This window comes from Kineococcus indalonis (genome assembly GCF_009906395.1).
In the GTDB taxonomy this organism is placed as follows: Bacteria; Actinomycetota; Actinomycetes; order Actinomycetales; family Kineococcaceae; genus Kineococcus; species Kineococcus indalonis.
On the sequence record NZ_JAAALM010000044.1, the window covers coordinates 1 to 14,146 of the forward strand.

Annotated in this window: 12 protein-coding genes; all 12 read right to left on the minus strand. The window is 76.1% G+C overall.

Annotated elements, in window-relative coordinates; genetic code table 11:
* Positions 1 to 357 precede the first annotated feature (357 nt).
* On the minus strand, positions 358 to 1,650 hold the full coding sequence (tyrS, locus tag GTR00_RS04175; RefSeq protein ID WP_166610383.1) for a tyrosine--tRNA ligase: 1,293 nt from the start codon (positions 1,648 to 1,650) through the stop codon (positions 358 to 360).
* Positions 1,651 to 1,714: 64 nt separating this feature from the next.
* Complete coding sequence (locus GTR00_RS04180) at positions 1,715 to 2,347, minus strand: DNA-3-methyladenine glycosylase (protein WP_166610384.1); 633 nt, start codon at positions 2,345 to 2,347, stop codon at positions 1,715 to 1,717.
* Complete coding sequence (gene argH / locus GTR00_RS04185) at positions 2,332 to 3,765, minus strand: argininosuccinate lyase (RefSeq protein WP_240899369.1); 1,434 nt, start codon at positions 3,763 to 3,765, stop codon at positions 2,332 to 2,334. The genes GTR00_RS04180 and argH overlap by 16 nt, the downstream gene beginning before the upstream one ends.
* A gap of 11 nt (positions 3,766 to 3,776) precedes the next feature.
* Positions 3,777 to 4,334, minus strand: a complete 558-nt coding sequence (locus tag GTR00_RS04190) for an arginine repressor (RefSeq protein WP_166610386.1) — start codon at positions 4,332 to 4,334, stop codon at positions 3,777 to 3,779.
* A gap of 4 nt (positions 4,335 to 4,338) precedes the next feature.
* The gene (gene argF, locus GTR00_RS04195; RefSeq protein ID WP_166610387.1) at positions 4,339 to 5,271 is read right to left on the minus strand and encodes an ornithine carbamoyltransferase; all 933 of its coding nucleotides are present in this window, start codon (positions 5,269 to 5,271) and stop codon (positions 4,339 to 4,341) included.
* Complete coding sequence (locus GTR00_RS04200) at positions 5,268 to 6,542, minus strand: acetylornithine transaminase (protein WP_323132203.1); 1,275 nt, start codon at positions 6,540 to 6,542, stop codon at positions 5,268 to 5,270. The genes argF and GTR00_RS04200 overlap by 4 nt, the downstream gene beginning before the upstream one ends.
* Positions 6,539 to 7,450 carry an acetylglutamate kinase gene (gene argB / locus GTR00_RS04205; protein WP_166610388.1) on the minus strand — a complete coding sequence of 304 codons (912 nt, stop codon included), beginning with the start codon at positions 7,448 to 7,450 and terminating at the stop codon, positions 6,539 to 6,541. Before argB ends, GTR00_RS04200 begins: the two co-directional genes overlap by 4 nt.
* The gene (argJ, locus tag GTR00_RS04210; protein ID WP_166610389.1) at positions 7,447 to 8,598 is read right to left on the minus strand and encodes a bifunctional glutamate N-acetyltransferase/amino-acid acetyltransferase ArgJ; all 1,152 of its coding nucleotides are present in this window, start codon (positions 8,596 to 8,598) and stop codon (positions 7,447 to 7,449) included. Before argJ ends, argB begins: the two co-directional genes overlap by 4 nt.
* On the minus strand, positions 8,595 to 9,653 hold the full coding sequence (gene argC, locus GTR00_RS04215) for an N-acetyl-gamma-glutamyl-phosphate reductase (RefSeq protein ID WP_166610390.1): 1,059 nt from the start codon (positions 9,651 to 9,653) through the stop codon (positions 8,595 to 8,597). The genes argJ and argC overlap by 4 nt, the downstream gene beginning before the upstream one ends.
* 42 nt (positions 9,654 to 9,695) lie before the next feature.
* Positions 9,696 to 10,511, minus strand: a complete 816-nt coding sequence (locus GTR00_RS04220; RefSeq protein WP_166610391.1) for an SDR family NAD(P)-dependent oxidoreductase — start codon at positions 10,509 to 10,511, stop codon at positions 9,696 to 9,698.
* A gap of 4 nt (positions 10,512 to 10,515) precedes the next feature.
* Positions 10,516 to 13,080 (minus strand): phenylalanine--tRNA ligase subunit beta, encoded by a 2,565-nt coding sequence (pheT, locus tag GTR00_RS04225; RefSeq protein ID WP_166610392.1) that lies wholly within the window; start codon positions 13,078 to 13,080, stop codon positions 10,516 to 10,518.
* A partial coding sequence (pheS, locus tag GTR00_RS04230) for a phenylalanine--tRNA ligase subunit alpha (RefSeq protein ID WP_166610393.1) occupies positions 13,080 to 14,146 on the minus strand: 1,067 nt, incomplete at its 5' end. The genes pheT and pheS, both read right to left, overlap by 1 nt.

Sequence of the window (14,146 nt, forward strand, 5' to 3'; positions counted from 1 at the left end):
TTCAACACCAAAGGAATTCCGAAGCGATCCCCCCACCCGGCGGACACCGGAGGAGAAGAACGCCACGGGGTTGATTGTTTGGCATCAACACTTGGCACACTGTTGAGTTCTCAAGAACCGGACGCACCCCGTCGACCCTCCCCGCAAAGGGAGAACCGGATCAGGGGCAACTTTCCCACTCTAACCAGGAACCAGGCCAACGTGCAACCCATTCCCGATCAAGACTCCGGCACCACCCGCTCACGACCGGCCCCCGCGGCCCGCTGGCCCCGGCGGCCGCCCCGTCCGGGCGACGAGAAGAACAGTACGCCGACGAGCAGGAGCAGGCAAATCCGCGGCGGGACCAGGACGCGTCCCCTACTGCGACAACGGGAGTGCCACCGCGGCGAGCGACTTGCGGCCCCGGCGCAGGACGGCGAAGCGGCCGTGCAGCAGCCCGGCGCCGGCCGCCGGGTCGTTGACCACGTCGGCCAGGGTGGCCTCGGCGTCGGCGACCTTGGTGTTGTTCACGTACGCGCCGCCCTCGCCGATGGTGCGCCGGGCTGCGCTGCGGCTGGGCGCCAGCCCGGTGTCGGCGAGGAGCTGGGCCACCGGCACGTCGAGGGAGTCCGGCGTGGCCGTGGGCAGCTCCTCCAGGGCTCCGACCAGGGTCCGCTCGTCGATGGCGGACAGGTCCGAGCCGCCGAAGAGTGCCGCGGAGGCGTCCTGCACGGCTCGGGCCGCCGCCTCACCGTGCACCAGGGCCGTCACGTCCTGGGCCAGCGCCCGCTGGGCGGCGCGGGCCCGCGGCTGCTCGCGCGCGGCGCGGCCCAGCTCGGTGATCTCCTCGCGGCTGCGGAGGGAGAAAGCCTTCAGGTACCCCTCCACCTGGGAGTCCTCGGCGTTGAGCCAGAACTGGTAGAAGGCGTACGGGCTGGTCAGGTCCGCGTCCAGCCACACGGCCCCGGCCTCGGTCTTGCCGAACTTGGTCCCGTCGGCCTTGGTCAGCAGCGGGGTGGCCAGGGCGTGGACGGTCTCGCCGTCCACGCGGCGCACCAGCTCGCAGCCGGCGGTGATGTTGCCCCACTGGTCCGAGCCGCCCAGCTGCAGGGCGCAGCCGTGCCGGCGGTGCAGCTGCAGGTAGTCGTTGGACTGCAGGAGCACGTAGGCGAACTCGGTGAAGCTGATGCCTGTGGTCGCCAGGCGCTTGGAGACCGCCTCGCGGTCCAGCATCCGGTTGACGCTGAAGTGCTTGCCCACGTCGCGCAGGAACTCGATGGTCGACATCGACTGCGTCCAGTCCAGGTTGTTGACCATCGTGGCCGCCGCGGGCCCCTCGAAGTCGAGGAACGGTGCGATCTGCGACTGCAGGCGGCCCACCCAGCCGGCCACCGTCTCGGGGTCGTTCATGGTGCGCTCGGCGGACGGGCGCGGATCGCCCACCAGGCCGGTCGCCCCGCCCACCAGGATCAGCGGCTTGTGCCCGGCCTGCTGCAGGCGCTTGGCGGTCAGCACCTGCACCAGGTGCCCCACGTGCAGGCTGGCCGCGGTGGGGTCGAAGCCCACGTAGTACGTGAGCGGTCCCGTCTGCAGCGCCTGGCGCAGCGCGGCCTCGTCGGTGGACTGCGCCACCAGGCCCCGCCACTGCAGCTCGTCCCAGACGTCGCTCACGACTCGGCTCTCCTCACGTCCTCGGCGGCGCGCCTCTCGCCCCGCCGGTCCACAGCCTGCCCGATCAGGGACGCCGGGGTCGACGCGGCACCGCCGCCCGGTACGTCGAGACGGTCGGCTCCCCGGTGGCCCACGCGCGCCAGGGGGTGGGGGCGCCGGGACCGGCCACGCCCACGCGCGGCCCCCAGGACACGGCCGCGTCCGGCACCGGTGAGCCTTCGAGCACCTCCAGCGACCCGCCGGAGCAGACGTCCGCGCCACCCTGCTCCCCGGTGATCGCCAGGGACTGCGTCAAGCGGGCCGGGCCGCGCGCCAGGTCGGCGTCCCGGCGGGCCGCCGGGCGCCGCGAGCGTGCCAGCTCCGCGCCCTCGACGACCTCGCCGGCGCGCAGCAGCACCGCCGAGGCGGTGCCCTCCGCGCCGGTCACGAGGTTCACGCACCAGTGCACGCCGTAGGAGAAGTAGACGTAGGCGTGACCGGGCGGGCCGAACATCACCTCGGTGCGCGGGGTGCGGCCGCGGAAGGCGTGCGAACCGGGGTCGGCCTCCCCCGCGTACGCCTCGACCTCCGTCAGCCGCACCGCCACCACGCCCTCCGCGGTGCGGTGGCGCACGACGCGCCCGAGCAGGTCGCGGGCGACCTCCAGCACGTCGCGGGCGAAGAAGCCCCGCGGCAGGGGCGTCAGGGGCGCGTCCACGCCCGGTGCCCGTCCAGCGCCTCGCGCGCCTGCTCCAGCTGCTCGGCCACCCGCACCGGCGCGGTGCCGCCGACGGCGTCGCGCGAGGCGAGCGACCCGGCGACGCTGAGCACGCCCCGCACCTCCGGCGTCAGGTGCGGGGAGATCGCGGCGAGGTCGGCGTCGGTGAGGTCCCACAGCTCCACGGCGCGGTCCTCGACCTCGCTGAGCTCCTCGCAGCGCCGCACGCAGGCGCCGGAGACGTGGTGCGCCTCGCGGAAGGGCACGCCCCGGCGCACCAGCCACTCGGCGACGTCGGTGGCCAGCGCGAACCCCTGCGGGGCGAGCTCGGCCATGCGGTCGGTGTGGAAGCGCAGGGTGCCGACCATGCCGGCCACCGCGGGCAGGAGCAGCTCGAGGGTGTCCACGGCGTCGAACACCGGCTCCTTGTCCTCCTGCAGGTCGCGGTTGTACGCCAGGGGCAGGCCCTTCAGGGTGCTCAGCAGCCCCGTCAGGTCGCCGATGAGCCGGCCGGCCTTGCCGCGCGCCAGCTCGGCCACGTCGGGGTTCTTCTTCTGCGGCATGATGCTGGACCCCGTGGACCAGGCGTCGTGCAGCGTGACGAAGGAGAACTCCTTGGTGGCCCACACGATGACCTCCTCGGAGATGCGGGAGAGGTCCACCCCGATCATCGCCGCGACGAAGGCGAACTCCGCGGCCACGTCGCGCGCGGCCGTGCCGTCGATGGAGTTCTCCACGCTGCGGCGGAAGCCCAGCTCCTCGGCGACGGCCTGCGGGTCCAGGCCCAGCGAGGAACCCGCCAGCGCCCCGGAGCCGTAGGGGGACACCGCGGCGCGCCCGTCCCAGTCGCGCAGGCGCTGCACGTCGCGCAGCAGCGGCCAGGCGTGCGCCAGCAGGTGGTGGGCCAGCAGCACCGGCTGGGCGTGCTGCAGGTGCGTGCGCCCCGGCATGGCCGCCCCCGGGTGGGCCGCGGCCTGCTGCACGAGGGCCTCGACGACGTCGAGCACGCCGTCGGCGACGGTGCGGGCGTGCTCGCGCAGGAACATCCGCAGCAGCGTGGCGATCTGGTCGTTGCGCGAGCGCCCCGCCCGCAGTCGGCCGCCGACGTCGGCGCCGACGCGCTCGACGAGTGCGCGCTCCAGGGCGGAGTGCACGTCCTCGTCGTCCTCGGCGGGGGTGAACGCGCCGGAGGCGACGTCCGCCTCCAGGGCGTCGATGCCCGCCAGCAGCGCCTGCAGCGCGGCGTCCTCGAGCAGCCCGGCGCGGTGCAGCACGCGGGCGTGGGCGCGCGAGCCCGCCAGGTCGTGCCGGGCCAGGCGGAAGTCGAAGTGCGTCGACTTCGACAGCGCGGCCATCGCCTGCGCGGGCCCGCTGGCGAAGCGCGCGCCCCACAGCCCCTTCTCGGCCTGCCGGTGCAGCGGCTGCTCGCTCACGGGGTCTCTCCTTCGTCCTGGGGGTTCGGGCCGGCGGTGGGGGCGTCCTCGCGGCGGGCCAGCGACAGGAACCGCTCGGCGACGGCCCCGCCGCCGAGCGGTTCGCGGGCGATGACGAGGACGGTGTCGTCGCCGGCGATGGTGCCCAGCACCGACGGCATCACGGAGTGGTCGATGGCGCTGGCGAGGAACTGCGCCGCGCCGGGCGGGGTGCGCAGCACCACGAGGTTGGCCGAGGCCTCGGCGCTCACCAGCAGCTCCTCGCACCAGCGGGCCAGGCGAGCGTCGAGGACCTCCTTGGCGACCCCGCTGCGCGGGGTGCGGTCGCCGCCCTCGGCGGGCAGGGCGTAGACGAGGCCGCGGTCGCCGTCGCGGACCTTCACGGCGCCGAGCTCGACCAGGTCGCGCGAGAGCGTGGCCTGGGTGACGGCCACGCCCTCGGCGGCCAGGTGCGCCGCCAGCTCCGTCTGCGAGCGCACCGGCGAGCGCGCCAGCACCGCGGCGATCCGGTCGTGCCGGAACGCCTTGGTGCCCGTGCCCGACGCCGTGCTCACGTGCTCACCGCGAGTTCGCGAGCAGCCAGACGAGCAGCGCCTTCTGGGCGTGCAGGCGGTTCTCCGCCTCGTCCCACACGACCGACTGCGGCCCGTCGAGGACCTCCGCGGCGATCTCCTTGCCGCGGTAGGCGGGCAGGCAGTGCAGCACGATCGCCGCGGGGTCGGCCAGCGCCATCGTCTCGGCGGTCACGGCGTAGGGGGTGAAGCGCTGCAGGCGCTCGGCGGCGTCCAGCCCCTCCTGTCCCATGCTGATCCAGGTGTCGGTGACCACGACGTCGGCGTCGGCGGCGGCCTCGCGCGGGTCCTGGGTGACGGTGACGGAGCCGCCGGTGCCGGCGGCGACGGCGCGGGCGCGCTCCACGATCCCCGCGTCGGGCAGGTCGGTGGCGGGGGTGGCGATGCGCACGTGCAGGCCGGCGGTGGCGCCGCCCAGGGCGTAGGAGTGCGCCATGTTGTTCGCCCCGTCGCCGAGGTAGGCCATCGTCAGCCCGGCCAGGCGCCCCTTGTGCTCGGCGACCGTCTGCAGGTCGGCGAGGATCTGGCACGGGTGGTAGTCGTCGCTGAGGGAGTTCACGACCGGCACGCGCGAGTGCGCCGCCATCTCCTCCAGGCGGGACTGGGCGAAGGTGCGCCAGACGATCGCGGCGACCTGCCGCTCCAGCACCCGGGCGGTGTCGGCGACGGGCTCGCCGCGACCCAGCTGCGAGCCGGCGGCGTCGATGACGAGCGGGGAGCCGCCGAGCTCGGCGACGCCGACGCTGAAGGAGACGCGGGTGCGGGTGGAGGGCTTGTCGAACAGCAGCGCGACGGTGCGCGGGCCGGCCAGCGGGCGCTCGGCGAAGCGGTCCGCCTTCAGCCGGGCGGCCAGCGCCAGCACCTCGGCCTGCTCGGCCGGGCTCAGGTCGTCGTCGGCCAGGAAGTGGCGGGTGGTCACGAGTCCTCCGCGGGGTTCTCAGCGGCGTCGAGCACGGACGGCAGGGCCTGCAGGAAGGTGTCCGCCTGCGCGGTGGTGAGCACCAGCGGCGGGGCCAGGCGCAGGGTGTCGGGGCGCACGGCGTTGACGATGAAGCCGCGCGCCAGGGCGGCGCCGGCGGCCGCGGCGGCGACCGGGGCGCTCAGCACGACCCCCAGCAGCAGGCCCTCGCCGCGCACGCCCGCCACCAGGGGGTGGTCCAGCGCGCTGATCCCCGCGCGCAGGTGCGCGCCGACCGCGCGGACGTTGCCGAGCAGGTCGTCGCGCTCGACGGCGTGCAGGGTGGCCAGCCCGGCCGCGGCCGCGACGGGGTTGCCGCCGAACGTGGTGCCGTGCTGCCCGGTGCCGAGCAGGGCGGCGTTGCGCGGGCCGTAGGCCACCGCCGCGCCGAGGGGGATGCCGCCGCCCAGGCCCTTGGCGACCGTGACGACGTCGGGCACGACGCCGCCGTGGCGGGCCTGCTGGTGGGCGAACCACTCCCCCGTGCGGCCGACGCCGGTCTGCACCTCGTCCAGGACGAGCAGGGCGCCGTGGTCGGCGGTGACGCGCCGCGCGGCGGCCAGGTAGCCGTCGGGGGCGGGGTTCACGCCGCCCTCGCCCTGGACGGGTTCGAGGAAGACCGCGGCGGTGGCGCCGTCGACGGCGCGCCCCAGGGCGCCGACGTCGCCGTAGGGGACGAACTCCACCCCGCCGGGCAGCGGCTCGAAGGGGGCGCGGTAGGCCTCCTTGGAGGTCAGCGCCAGGGCGCCCATCGTGCGGCCGTGGAAGGCGTCCACGGCGGCGACGACCTTGGGCCGGCCGGTGCGCCGGGCCATCTTGAACGCCGCCTCGTTGGCCTCGGCGCCGGAGTTGCAGAAGAACACCCGCGAGCCCTCCGGGGCGCGGGCGACGTCCAGGAGCCGCTCGGCCAGGGCGATCTGCGGCGCGGTGGCGAAGAAGTTCGAGACGTGGCCGAGGGTGGTCAGCTGCGCGGTGACCGCGGCGACCAGCAGCGGGTGCGCGTGGCCCAGCGCGTTGGTGGCGATGCCGGCGAGCAGGTCCAGGTAGCGCGTGCCGTCGGCGTCCCAGACGTAGCAGCCCTCCCCGCGCACGAGGACGCGCTGGGGGGTGCCGTAGGTGCCCATCACCGCCGAGGAGTAGCGCTGCAGCCACGCCGCCGCGCCGCCCTCCGCGACGGGCAGGGCCTCGGGCCGTTCCGACAGCTCCACCGTTCCGCCTCCCTGGGCGCTCACGGCACGACCATCGTGCCGTTGCCGGAGGACGTGAAGACCTCCAGCAGGACCGAGTGCGCCAGCCGGCCGTCGATGACCGTGGCGCGGGGCACGCCGCCGCGCACCGCGCGCAGGCACGCCTCCATCTTGGGCGCCATGCCCGACTCCAGGGACGGCAGGAGCTGGGCCAGCTCCCCGGAGGTGATCTCGCTGACCAGGGACCGCCGGTCGGGCCAGTCCGCGTACAGGCCCGCGACGTCGGTCATGACGACGAACTTCTGCGCGCCCAGGGCGACGGCGATGGCCGAGGCCGCGGTGTCCGCGTTGACGTTGAGCACCGAGCCCGGCACGGGCCGGCCGTCGTCGTCGACCTCGGGGGCGATCGTGGAGATGACGGGGATGCGCCCGGCGTCCAGCAGGTCGTTCACCGCGGCCGGGTCCACCCCCACGACGTCGCCGACGAGGCCGACGTCGACGAGCTCGCCGTCGACGAGGGCGCTGCGGCGCGTGGCCCGCAGCAGGCCGCCGTCCTCGCCGGACAGCCCCACGGCCAGGGGTCCGTGGGCGTTGAGCAGGCCGACGAGCTCGCGGCCGACCTGGCCCACGAGCACCATCCGCACGACCTCCATCGCCTCGGGGGTCGTCACGCGCAGGCCGCCGCGGAACTCGCTGGCGATGCCCAGGCGCTGCAGCATCGAGGAGATCTGCGGGCCGCCGCCGTGCACGACGACCGGTCGCAGGCCCGCGGTGCGCAGGAACACCACGTCCTCGGCGAAGGCGCGCTTGAGCTCTTCGTCGACCATGGCGTTGCCGCCGTACTTGAGCACGACGAGGGCGCCGTGCCACTTCTGCAGCCAGGGCAGGGCCTCGACGAGCACGCCCGCCTTGTCCTCCGCCGTCAGGTTCGTCAGGTCCGTCGGTCCGCTCATGTGGAGTAGGCGCTGTTCTCGTGGACGTAGGCGTGGGTGAGGTCGTTGGTCCAGATGGTGGCGCTGTGCGCGCCGGCGTGCAGGTCGATGCGCACGCGCACCTCGCGGGGCGCCAGGTCGACCTCGGCCGGGTCGGCGCCGGGGGCGCCGCCGACGCACACGGGCACGCCGTTGAGGCTGACGTCCAGCGCCTGCGGGTCGAACTCGGCGGAGGTGGTGCCCACGGCGGCCAGGACGCGGCCCCAGTTGGGGTCCTTGCCGAACACCGCGGCCTTGAAGAGGTTGTTGCGGGCCACGGAGCGGCCCACCTCCACAGCGTCGGCCTCGCTGGCCGCGCCGACGACCTCCACGGCGATGTCGTGGTCGGCGCCCTCGGCGTCGGCGACGAGCATGCGGGCCAGCTCGGCGCACGCGCGGTGCACGGCGGCGTCCAGCTCGGCCGGCTCGGGCCGCACGCCGGAGGCGCCGCTGGCCAGGAGGACCACGGTGTCGTTGGTGGACATGCAGCCGTCGGAGTCGACGCGGTCGAAGGTGGTGCGGGTGGCCGCGCGCAGGGCCCGGTCCAGGTCGGCCGGCTCGGCGACGGCGTCGGTGGTCAGGACCACGAGCATCGTGGCCAGGCCCGGCGCGAGCATGCCCGCGCCCTTGGCCGTGCCGCCGACGGTGAACCCGCCGCCGTGGGCGACGACCTGCTTGGAGACCGTGTCGGTCGTCATGATCGCCGTGGCGGCGTCCGCGCCGCCGTCGGCGGACAGGGCGCCGTGCGCGGCGCGCACGCCCTCCAGGAGGCGTTCGCGGGGCAGCTGCACGCCGATCAGGCCGGTGGAGCACACCACGACGTCGGCGGCGCCGCAGCCGAGCAGCTCGCCGACCAGCTCGGCGGTGGCGTGGGTGGTCTGGAAGCCGGCCGGGCCGGTGAAGCAGTTCGCGCCGCCGGAGTTCAGCACGACCGCGCGCAGCCGGCCGTCGGCGCTGGCGCGCTCGCTCCACAGCACCGGGTGCGCCTTGCAGCGGTTGGAGGTGTAGACCGCGGCGGCGGCGTCGAGGGGGCCGTCGTTGACGACGAGGGCGACGTCGGGCCTGCCGCTGGGCTTCAGGCCCGCGGTGGCGCCGGCGGCGCGGAAGCCCGCGGGGGCGGTGACGCTCACGGCGCCACCCCCGCCGCGCTCAGCCCGGTGGTCTCGTCCAGCCCGAGGGCGGCGTTGACGCTCTGCACGGCTCCTCCCGCGGTGCCCTTGGTGAGGTTGTCGATGGCGGCCACGACGACGACGCGGCCGGCGTGCTCGTCCACGGCCAGCTGCAGCACGGCGCAGTTGCCGCCCAGGACCGCGGCGGTGGTGGGCCAGCGGCCCTCGGGCAGCAGGTGCACGAACGGCTCACCGGCGTACGCCCGCTCCCAGGCCGCGCGCACGTCGGCGGCGTCCGCGCCGCGGGCGAGCTTCGCGGTGCAGGTGGCCAGGATGCCGCGCGGCATCGGCGCCAGCGTCGGGGTGAAGGACACCGACACCGGCCCGCCGGCGGCCAGCGCCAGGTTCTGCTCGATCTCGGGGGTGTGGCGGTGCCCGCCCCCGACGCCGTAGGGGCTCATCGAGCCCATGACCTCCGCCGAGAGCAGGTGCGGCTTGAGGCTCCTGCCGGCGCCGGAGGTGCCGGAGGCGGCGACCACGACGACGTCCTCGCCGGCCAGCAGGCCCGCGGCGAAGCCCGGCGCCAGGGCCAGGCTGACGCTGGTGGGGTAGCAGCCGGGCACCGCGACGCGGCGCGCGCCGGCCAGGCGCTCGCGCTGCTTGCCGCCGCCGGCCAGGGGCAGCTCGGGCAGGCCGTACGGCCAGCTGCCGGCGTGCTCGGAGCCGTAGAAGCGCTGCCACTGCGCGGCGTCGGTGAGCCGGTGGTCGGCGCCGCAGTCCACGACGAGCACGTCCTCGCCCAGCTGCGCGGCCACGGCGGCGGAGTGCCCGTGCGGCAGCGCGAGGAAGACCACGTCGTGCCCGGCGAGGACCTCGGCCGTGGTGGGCTGCAGGACGCGCTCGGCGAGCGGCAGCAGGTGCGGCTGCAGCTCGCCGAGCGCGGTGCCGGCGTTGGAGGCGCCGGTCAGGGCGCCGATCTCCAGGTGCGGGTGCTGCAGCAGCAGCCGCAGCAGCTCACCGCCGGCGTAGCCGCTGGCGCCCGCGACGGCGACCTTCAGCCGCCTGTCCGTCTCCATGCGCATGACCATACACGTTGACGCGTATCCATGCATCAGTGGTCAGGCCAGCGGGTCCCCCGGCCCGTACGGCAGCAGGCCCAGCACCCGCGCCCCGTCCGGCAGGCCCGCGCGCGCCGCCGCGGCCAGGGACGCCGGGGTGTCCACGCCCGCGCGCACCAGCCGCCCGGCCCACGCGTCCAGCTCCCCGCGCGCCACCGCCAGGACCAGCGCGAGCACGTCGGCCGGGTCGGTCCACTCGGTGCGCTCGGAGTGCTGGGCCATCGAGGTGGTCATGCCCGTGCGCACCACGCCGGGCGAGACCTCGAAGGCCAGCACGCCGTGCTCGCGACCGGCCGCGCTCAGCGCCCCGCCGAGGCGGAACAGCGCCGCCTTGCTCGCGCCGTACGCCGCGTGCACCGGGGAGTCCTTGTGCGCCGCGCCGGAGCTGAGGTCGACCACGCGGCCGCCGCCGCGCGCCACCATGCCCGGCACGACCGCGCGCACCAGGTGGAAGGGGCCCAGCACGTTGGCCTCCACCACGCGGCGCACCTCCTCCAGGTCCGCCTCCCACGGCGCCGCCTCGTCGGCCTCGATGCGCCCGGCGTTGTTCACCAGCAGGCTGGCCCCGCCCAGCTCGGACTCCAGCGCGTGCACGGCCGCCGCGACGGCGCGCGCGTCGGTCACGTCCACGGCGGTGGCCACCGCCCGCCCGCCGGCGGCGGTGACCTCCTCCACCACCTCGTCCAGGGCCACCGCGTCGCGCGCCAGCGCGCCCACGGCCCAGCCGGCGCGGGCCAGGCCCAGCACCAGCTCGCGGCCGATGCCGCGGCTGGCGCCGGTGACCAGCGCGACCCCCTCGAGCACCCCCTCGGGCACCCGGTCAGGCACGCTGCACCGCCCCGGTGCGGCGGGCGGCCTCGGCCACCGCCGCTTCGCGGGCCGCGCTGGCCTCCTCCGCCGTCAGGGTGCGGTCCGGCGCGCGGAAGCGCAGCGCGTACGCCAGCGACCTGCGGCCCTCGCCGACCTGCGCGCCGGTGTAGACGTCGAACAGGCGCACGTCCTCCAGCAGCTCGCCGGCGCCCTCGCGCAGCGCGGCCTCGACCGCGGCTGCGGCCACGCCGTCCTCGACCACCAGCGCGACGTCCTGGGTGGCCGCCGGGTACCCGGACAGCTGCGCCACCTGCGGGGGCGCGCCGACCTGCGCCAGCAGCACGTCCAGGTCCAGCTCGAAGGCCGCCGAGCGCGCCGGCAGCTCCAGCGCGGCCAGCGCCGCCGGGTGCAGCTCGCCGGCGTGCCCGACGAGGTGCCCCGCCGCGGTGCTCACCCGCGCGCACCGGCCCGGGTGCCACGGCGCGCGCTCGGCGGCCTCGACGACGACGCGCACGCCCAGCGCCGCGGCGACCGTGCGCGCGGCGTCCACCGCGTCGGCCCACAGCACCGGCTCGGCCTCGCGGGCGAAGCCGTCCGCGGCGGCGCCCGGGGGGCGCCGGGTGCCCGTGAGCACCCCGGCCACGTGCAGCGGCTGCGGCGGCACCGCCTCCAGCAGCGCGGTCAGCTCCTGCTCGCCGGGGCGCTGCGCCACGCCCGGCAGCGGGGCCGGCCCGGTGCCCGGGCGCGGGTGCGTCACGGCGCCGAACTCCACCAGGGCCAGGTCGCGCAGGCCCCGCGAGACGTTGCGGCGCGCCACCTCCACCAGCGAGTCCAGCACGCTGGTGCGCATCAGCGGCTGCTGCTCCGACAGCGGGTTCGCCAGGCGCAGCGCGCGCCGGCGCGGGTCGTCGGCGGGCAGGCCCTGCGCGTCGTGCACGGAGGCGGCCACGAACGGGTAGGACAGCACCTCCACGAAGCCGTCGTCGGCCAGCGCGCGCGCCGCCGAGCGCCGCGCGCGCTGCCCGGCGCTCAGGCCCGCGCCGGCCGGGGCGGCCGGCAGCACCGAGGGGATCGCGTCGTAGCCGCGCAGGCGCGCGACCTCCTCCACCAGGTCCACCGGCTGGGCCAGGTCCGGGCGCCAGCTCGGGGGCACCACGCTCAGCTCCGCGCCCTGCCGCGCGACGGTGCAGCCGATCTCCTCCAGCGCGCCGACGACCTCGCGCTCGGTGAACGGCGCGCCGACGACCCGCTCGACGAGGGCCACGGGCATCGACAGCGCCCGCGGCGCGGCGGGCCGGCCGACGTCGGTGGCCGCCGGGTCGGCGGTGCCGCCGCCGTGCTCGACGAGCAGGCGCACCGCCCGCTCCGCCACCTGCGCGGTCATCGACGGGTCCACCCCGCGCTCCCAGCGCTTGGCGCCCTCGGTGTGCAGCTTGTGCCGGCGGGCGGTGCGCGCGATCGAGACGGGTGAGAAGTGCGCCGCCTCCACGAGCACGTCCGTGGTGGCCGCCGACACCTCGGTGCTGGCCCCGCCCATGACGCCGGCCAGCGAGAGCACCCGCGAGGTGGCCGGGTCGCCGGGCACCTCGTCGGTGATGAGGAGGTCCTCGGGGTCCAGCACCCGCTCGACGTCGTCGAGGGTGGTCAGCCGCTCCCCCGCGCGGGCGCGGCGCACCACCAGCTCGCCCTGCAGCTGCGCCAGGTCGTAGGCGTGCAGCGGCTGGCCGGTCTCCAGCATGAGGTAGTTCGTGACGTCCACGGCCAGCGAGATCGAGCGCATGCCGGCCTGGCGGACCCGGTCGGCGATGAACCGCGGCGTCGGGGCGGAGGGGTCGATGCCGCGCACCGCGCGGACCACGAACCGGTCGCAGCCGGCCGCGCCGCGCACCGGCGCGTCGTCGGCCAGGCGCACCGGGTACCCCGGCCCGCCCGCGGCCGGCACCTCCACGGCGACGGGGTCGCGGAACACCTGCGCGACGGGGCGGCCGGTGCCGTGGGCGTACTCGCGCGCGACGCCGCGCACGCTGAAGCAGTACCCGCGGTCGGGGGTGACGTTGACCTCGACGACCTCCTCGTCCAGGCCGAGCAGCGCCAGCGCGTCCTGGCCCGGGGAGAGCTGCGCGCCGGGCAGGTGGCGCTCCAGCACGATGATGCCGGAGTGGTCCGCGCCCAGGCCCAGCTCCTTGGCCGAGCAGATCATCCCGTCGGACACGTGCCCGTACGTCTTGCGCGAGGCGATGGCGAAGCCGCCGGGCAGCACCGCGCCGGGCAGCGCGACCACGACGCTGTCGCCGGCGGTGAAGTTGTGCGCGCCGCAGACGATGCCGCGGTGCCCGTCGGGGCCGTTGTGCTGCGCGCCGACGTCGACGTGGCACCAGTTGACGGTCTTGCCGTTCTTCTGCGCCTCGGGCACGAGGTCGAGCACCCGGCCGACGACGAGCGGGCCCGTCACGTCGGAGGTGTGCACGCCCTCCTCCTCCAGGCCCACGCGCACCAGGGCCGCGGCCACGTCCGCTCCGCGCGCGCCGGGCTCCAGCTCGACGTGCTCGGCCAGCCAGCTCAGGGGGACGCGCATCAGAGCTCGCCCTCGCCCTCGCCGGCGGCGGCCGGGACGCGGCCGCCCAGGACGTCGGCCACCCCCGACGCCGAGAGGTCCTCCACGCCGAACGCCCGGCTGAACCGCACGTCGCCCTCCACCATGTCGCGCATGTCCGTCACCCCGTTGCGGAACATCAGGGTCCGCTCGATCCCCATCCCGAAGGCGAAGCCCTGGTAGCGCTCCGGGTCGACCCCGCACGCGCGCAGCACGTTCGGGTTGACCATCCCGCACCCGCCCCACTCGATCCAGCCGCGCTCGGCCTCCCGGCCCAGGGAGAAGCGCAGGTCCAGCTCGGCGCTGGGCTCGGTGAACGGGAAGAACGCCGGGCGCCAGCGGGTCTCCACCGCGTCGCCGAACATGGCGCGCGCGAAGTGGTCCAGGGTGCCCTTCAGGTGGGCCATCGTCAGGCCCTCGTCGATCGCGATGCCCTCCAGCTGGTGGAACACCGGCGTGTGGGTGGCGTCCAGCTCGTCGGTGCGGAACACCTTGCCGGGGCAGACCACGTACAGCGGCACGCCGCGCGTCAGCAGCGAGCGCGCCTGCACCGGGGAGGTGTGCGTGCGCAGCACCAGGCCCGAGCCGGCGCCGCCGCGCTCGTCGGCGACGTAGAAGGTGTCCTGCATCTGCCGGGCGGGGTGGTCGGCGTCGAAGTTCAGGGCGTCGAAGTTGAACCACTCCGCCTCGACCTCGGGCCCCTCGGCCACCTCCCACCCCATCGCGGTGAACACGTCCGCCACGCGCTCCATGAGCAGCGGCAGCGGGTGGCGCGCCCCGCGCTCGGGGCGACGCGCCGGCAGGGTGACGTCGACGACCTCCGCGCGCAGCGCGCGCTCCTCCTCGTGCGCGCGCAGCACCTCGGTGCGGGCGGCGAGGGCCTGGTTCACGCGGCCGCGGGCGGCGCCCACGCGCTTGCCGGCGGCGGCCTTCTCCGGCCCGGGCAGCGAGACGATGGCCCGGTTGGCCAGCGCCAGCGGGCTGCGGTCCCCGGCGTGGGCGAGGCGGGCGGCCTTGAGCTCCTCGAGGTCGCTCGCGGCGGCCACCG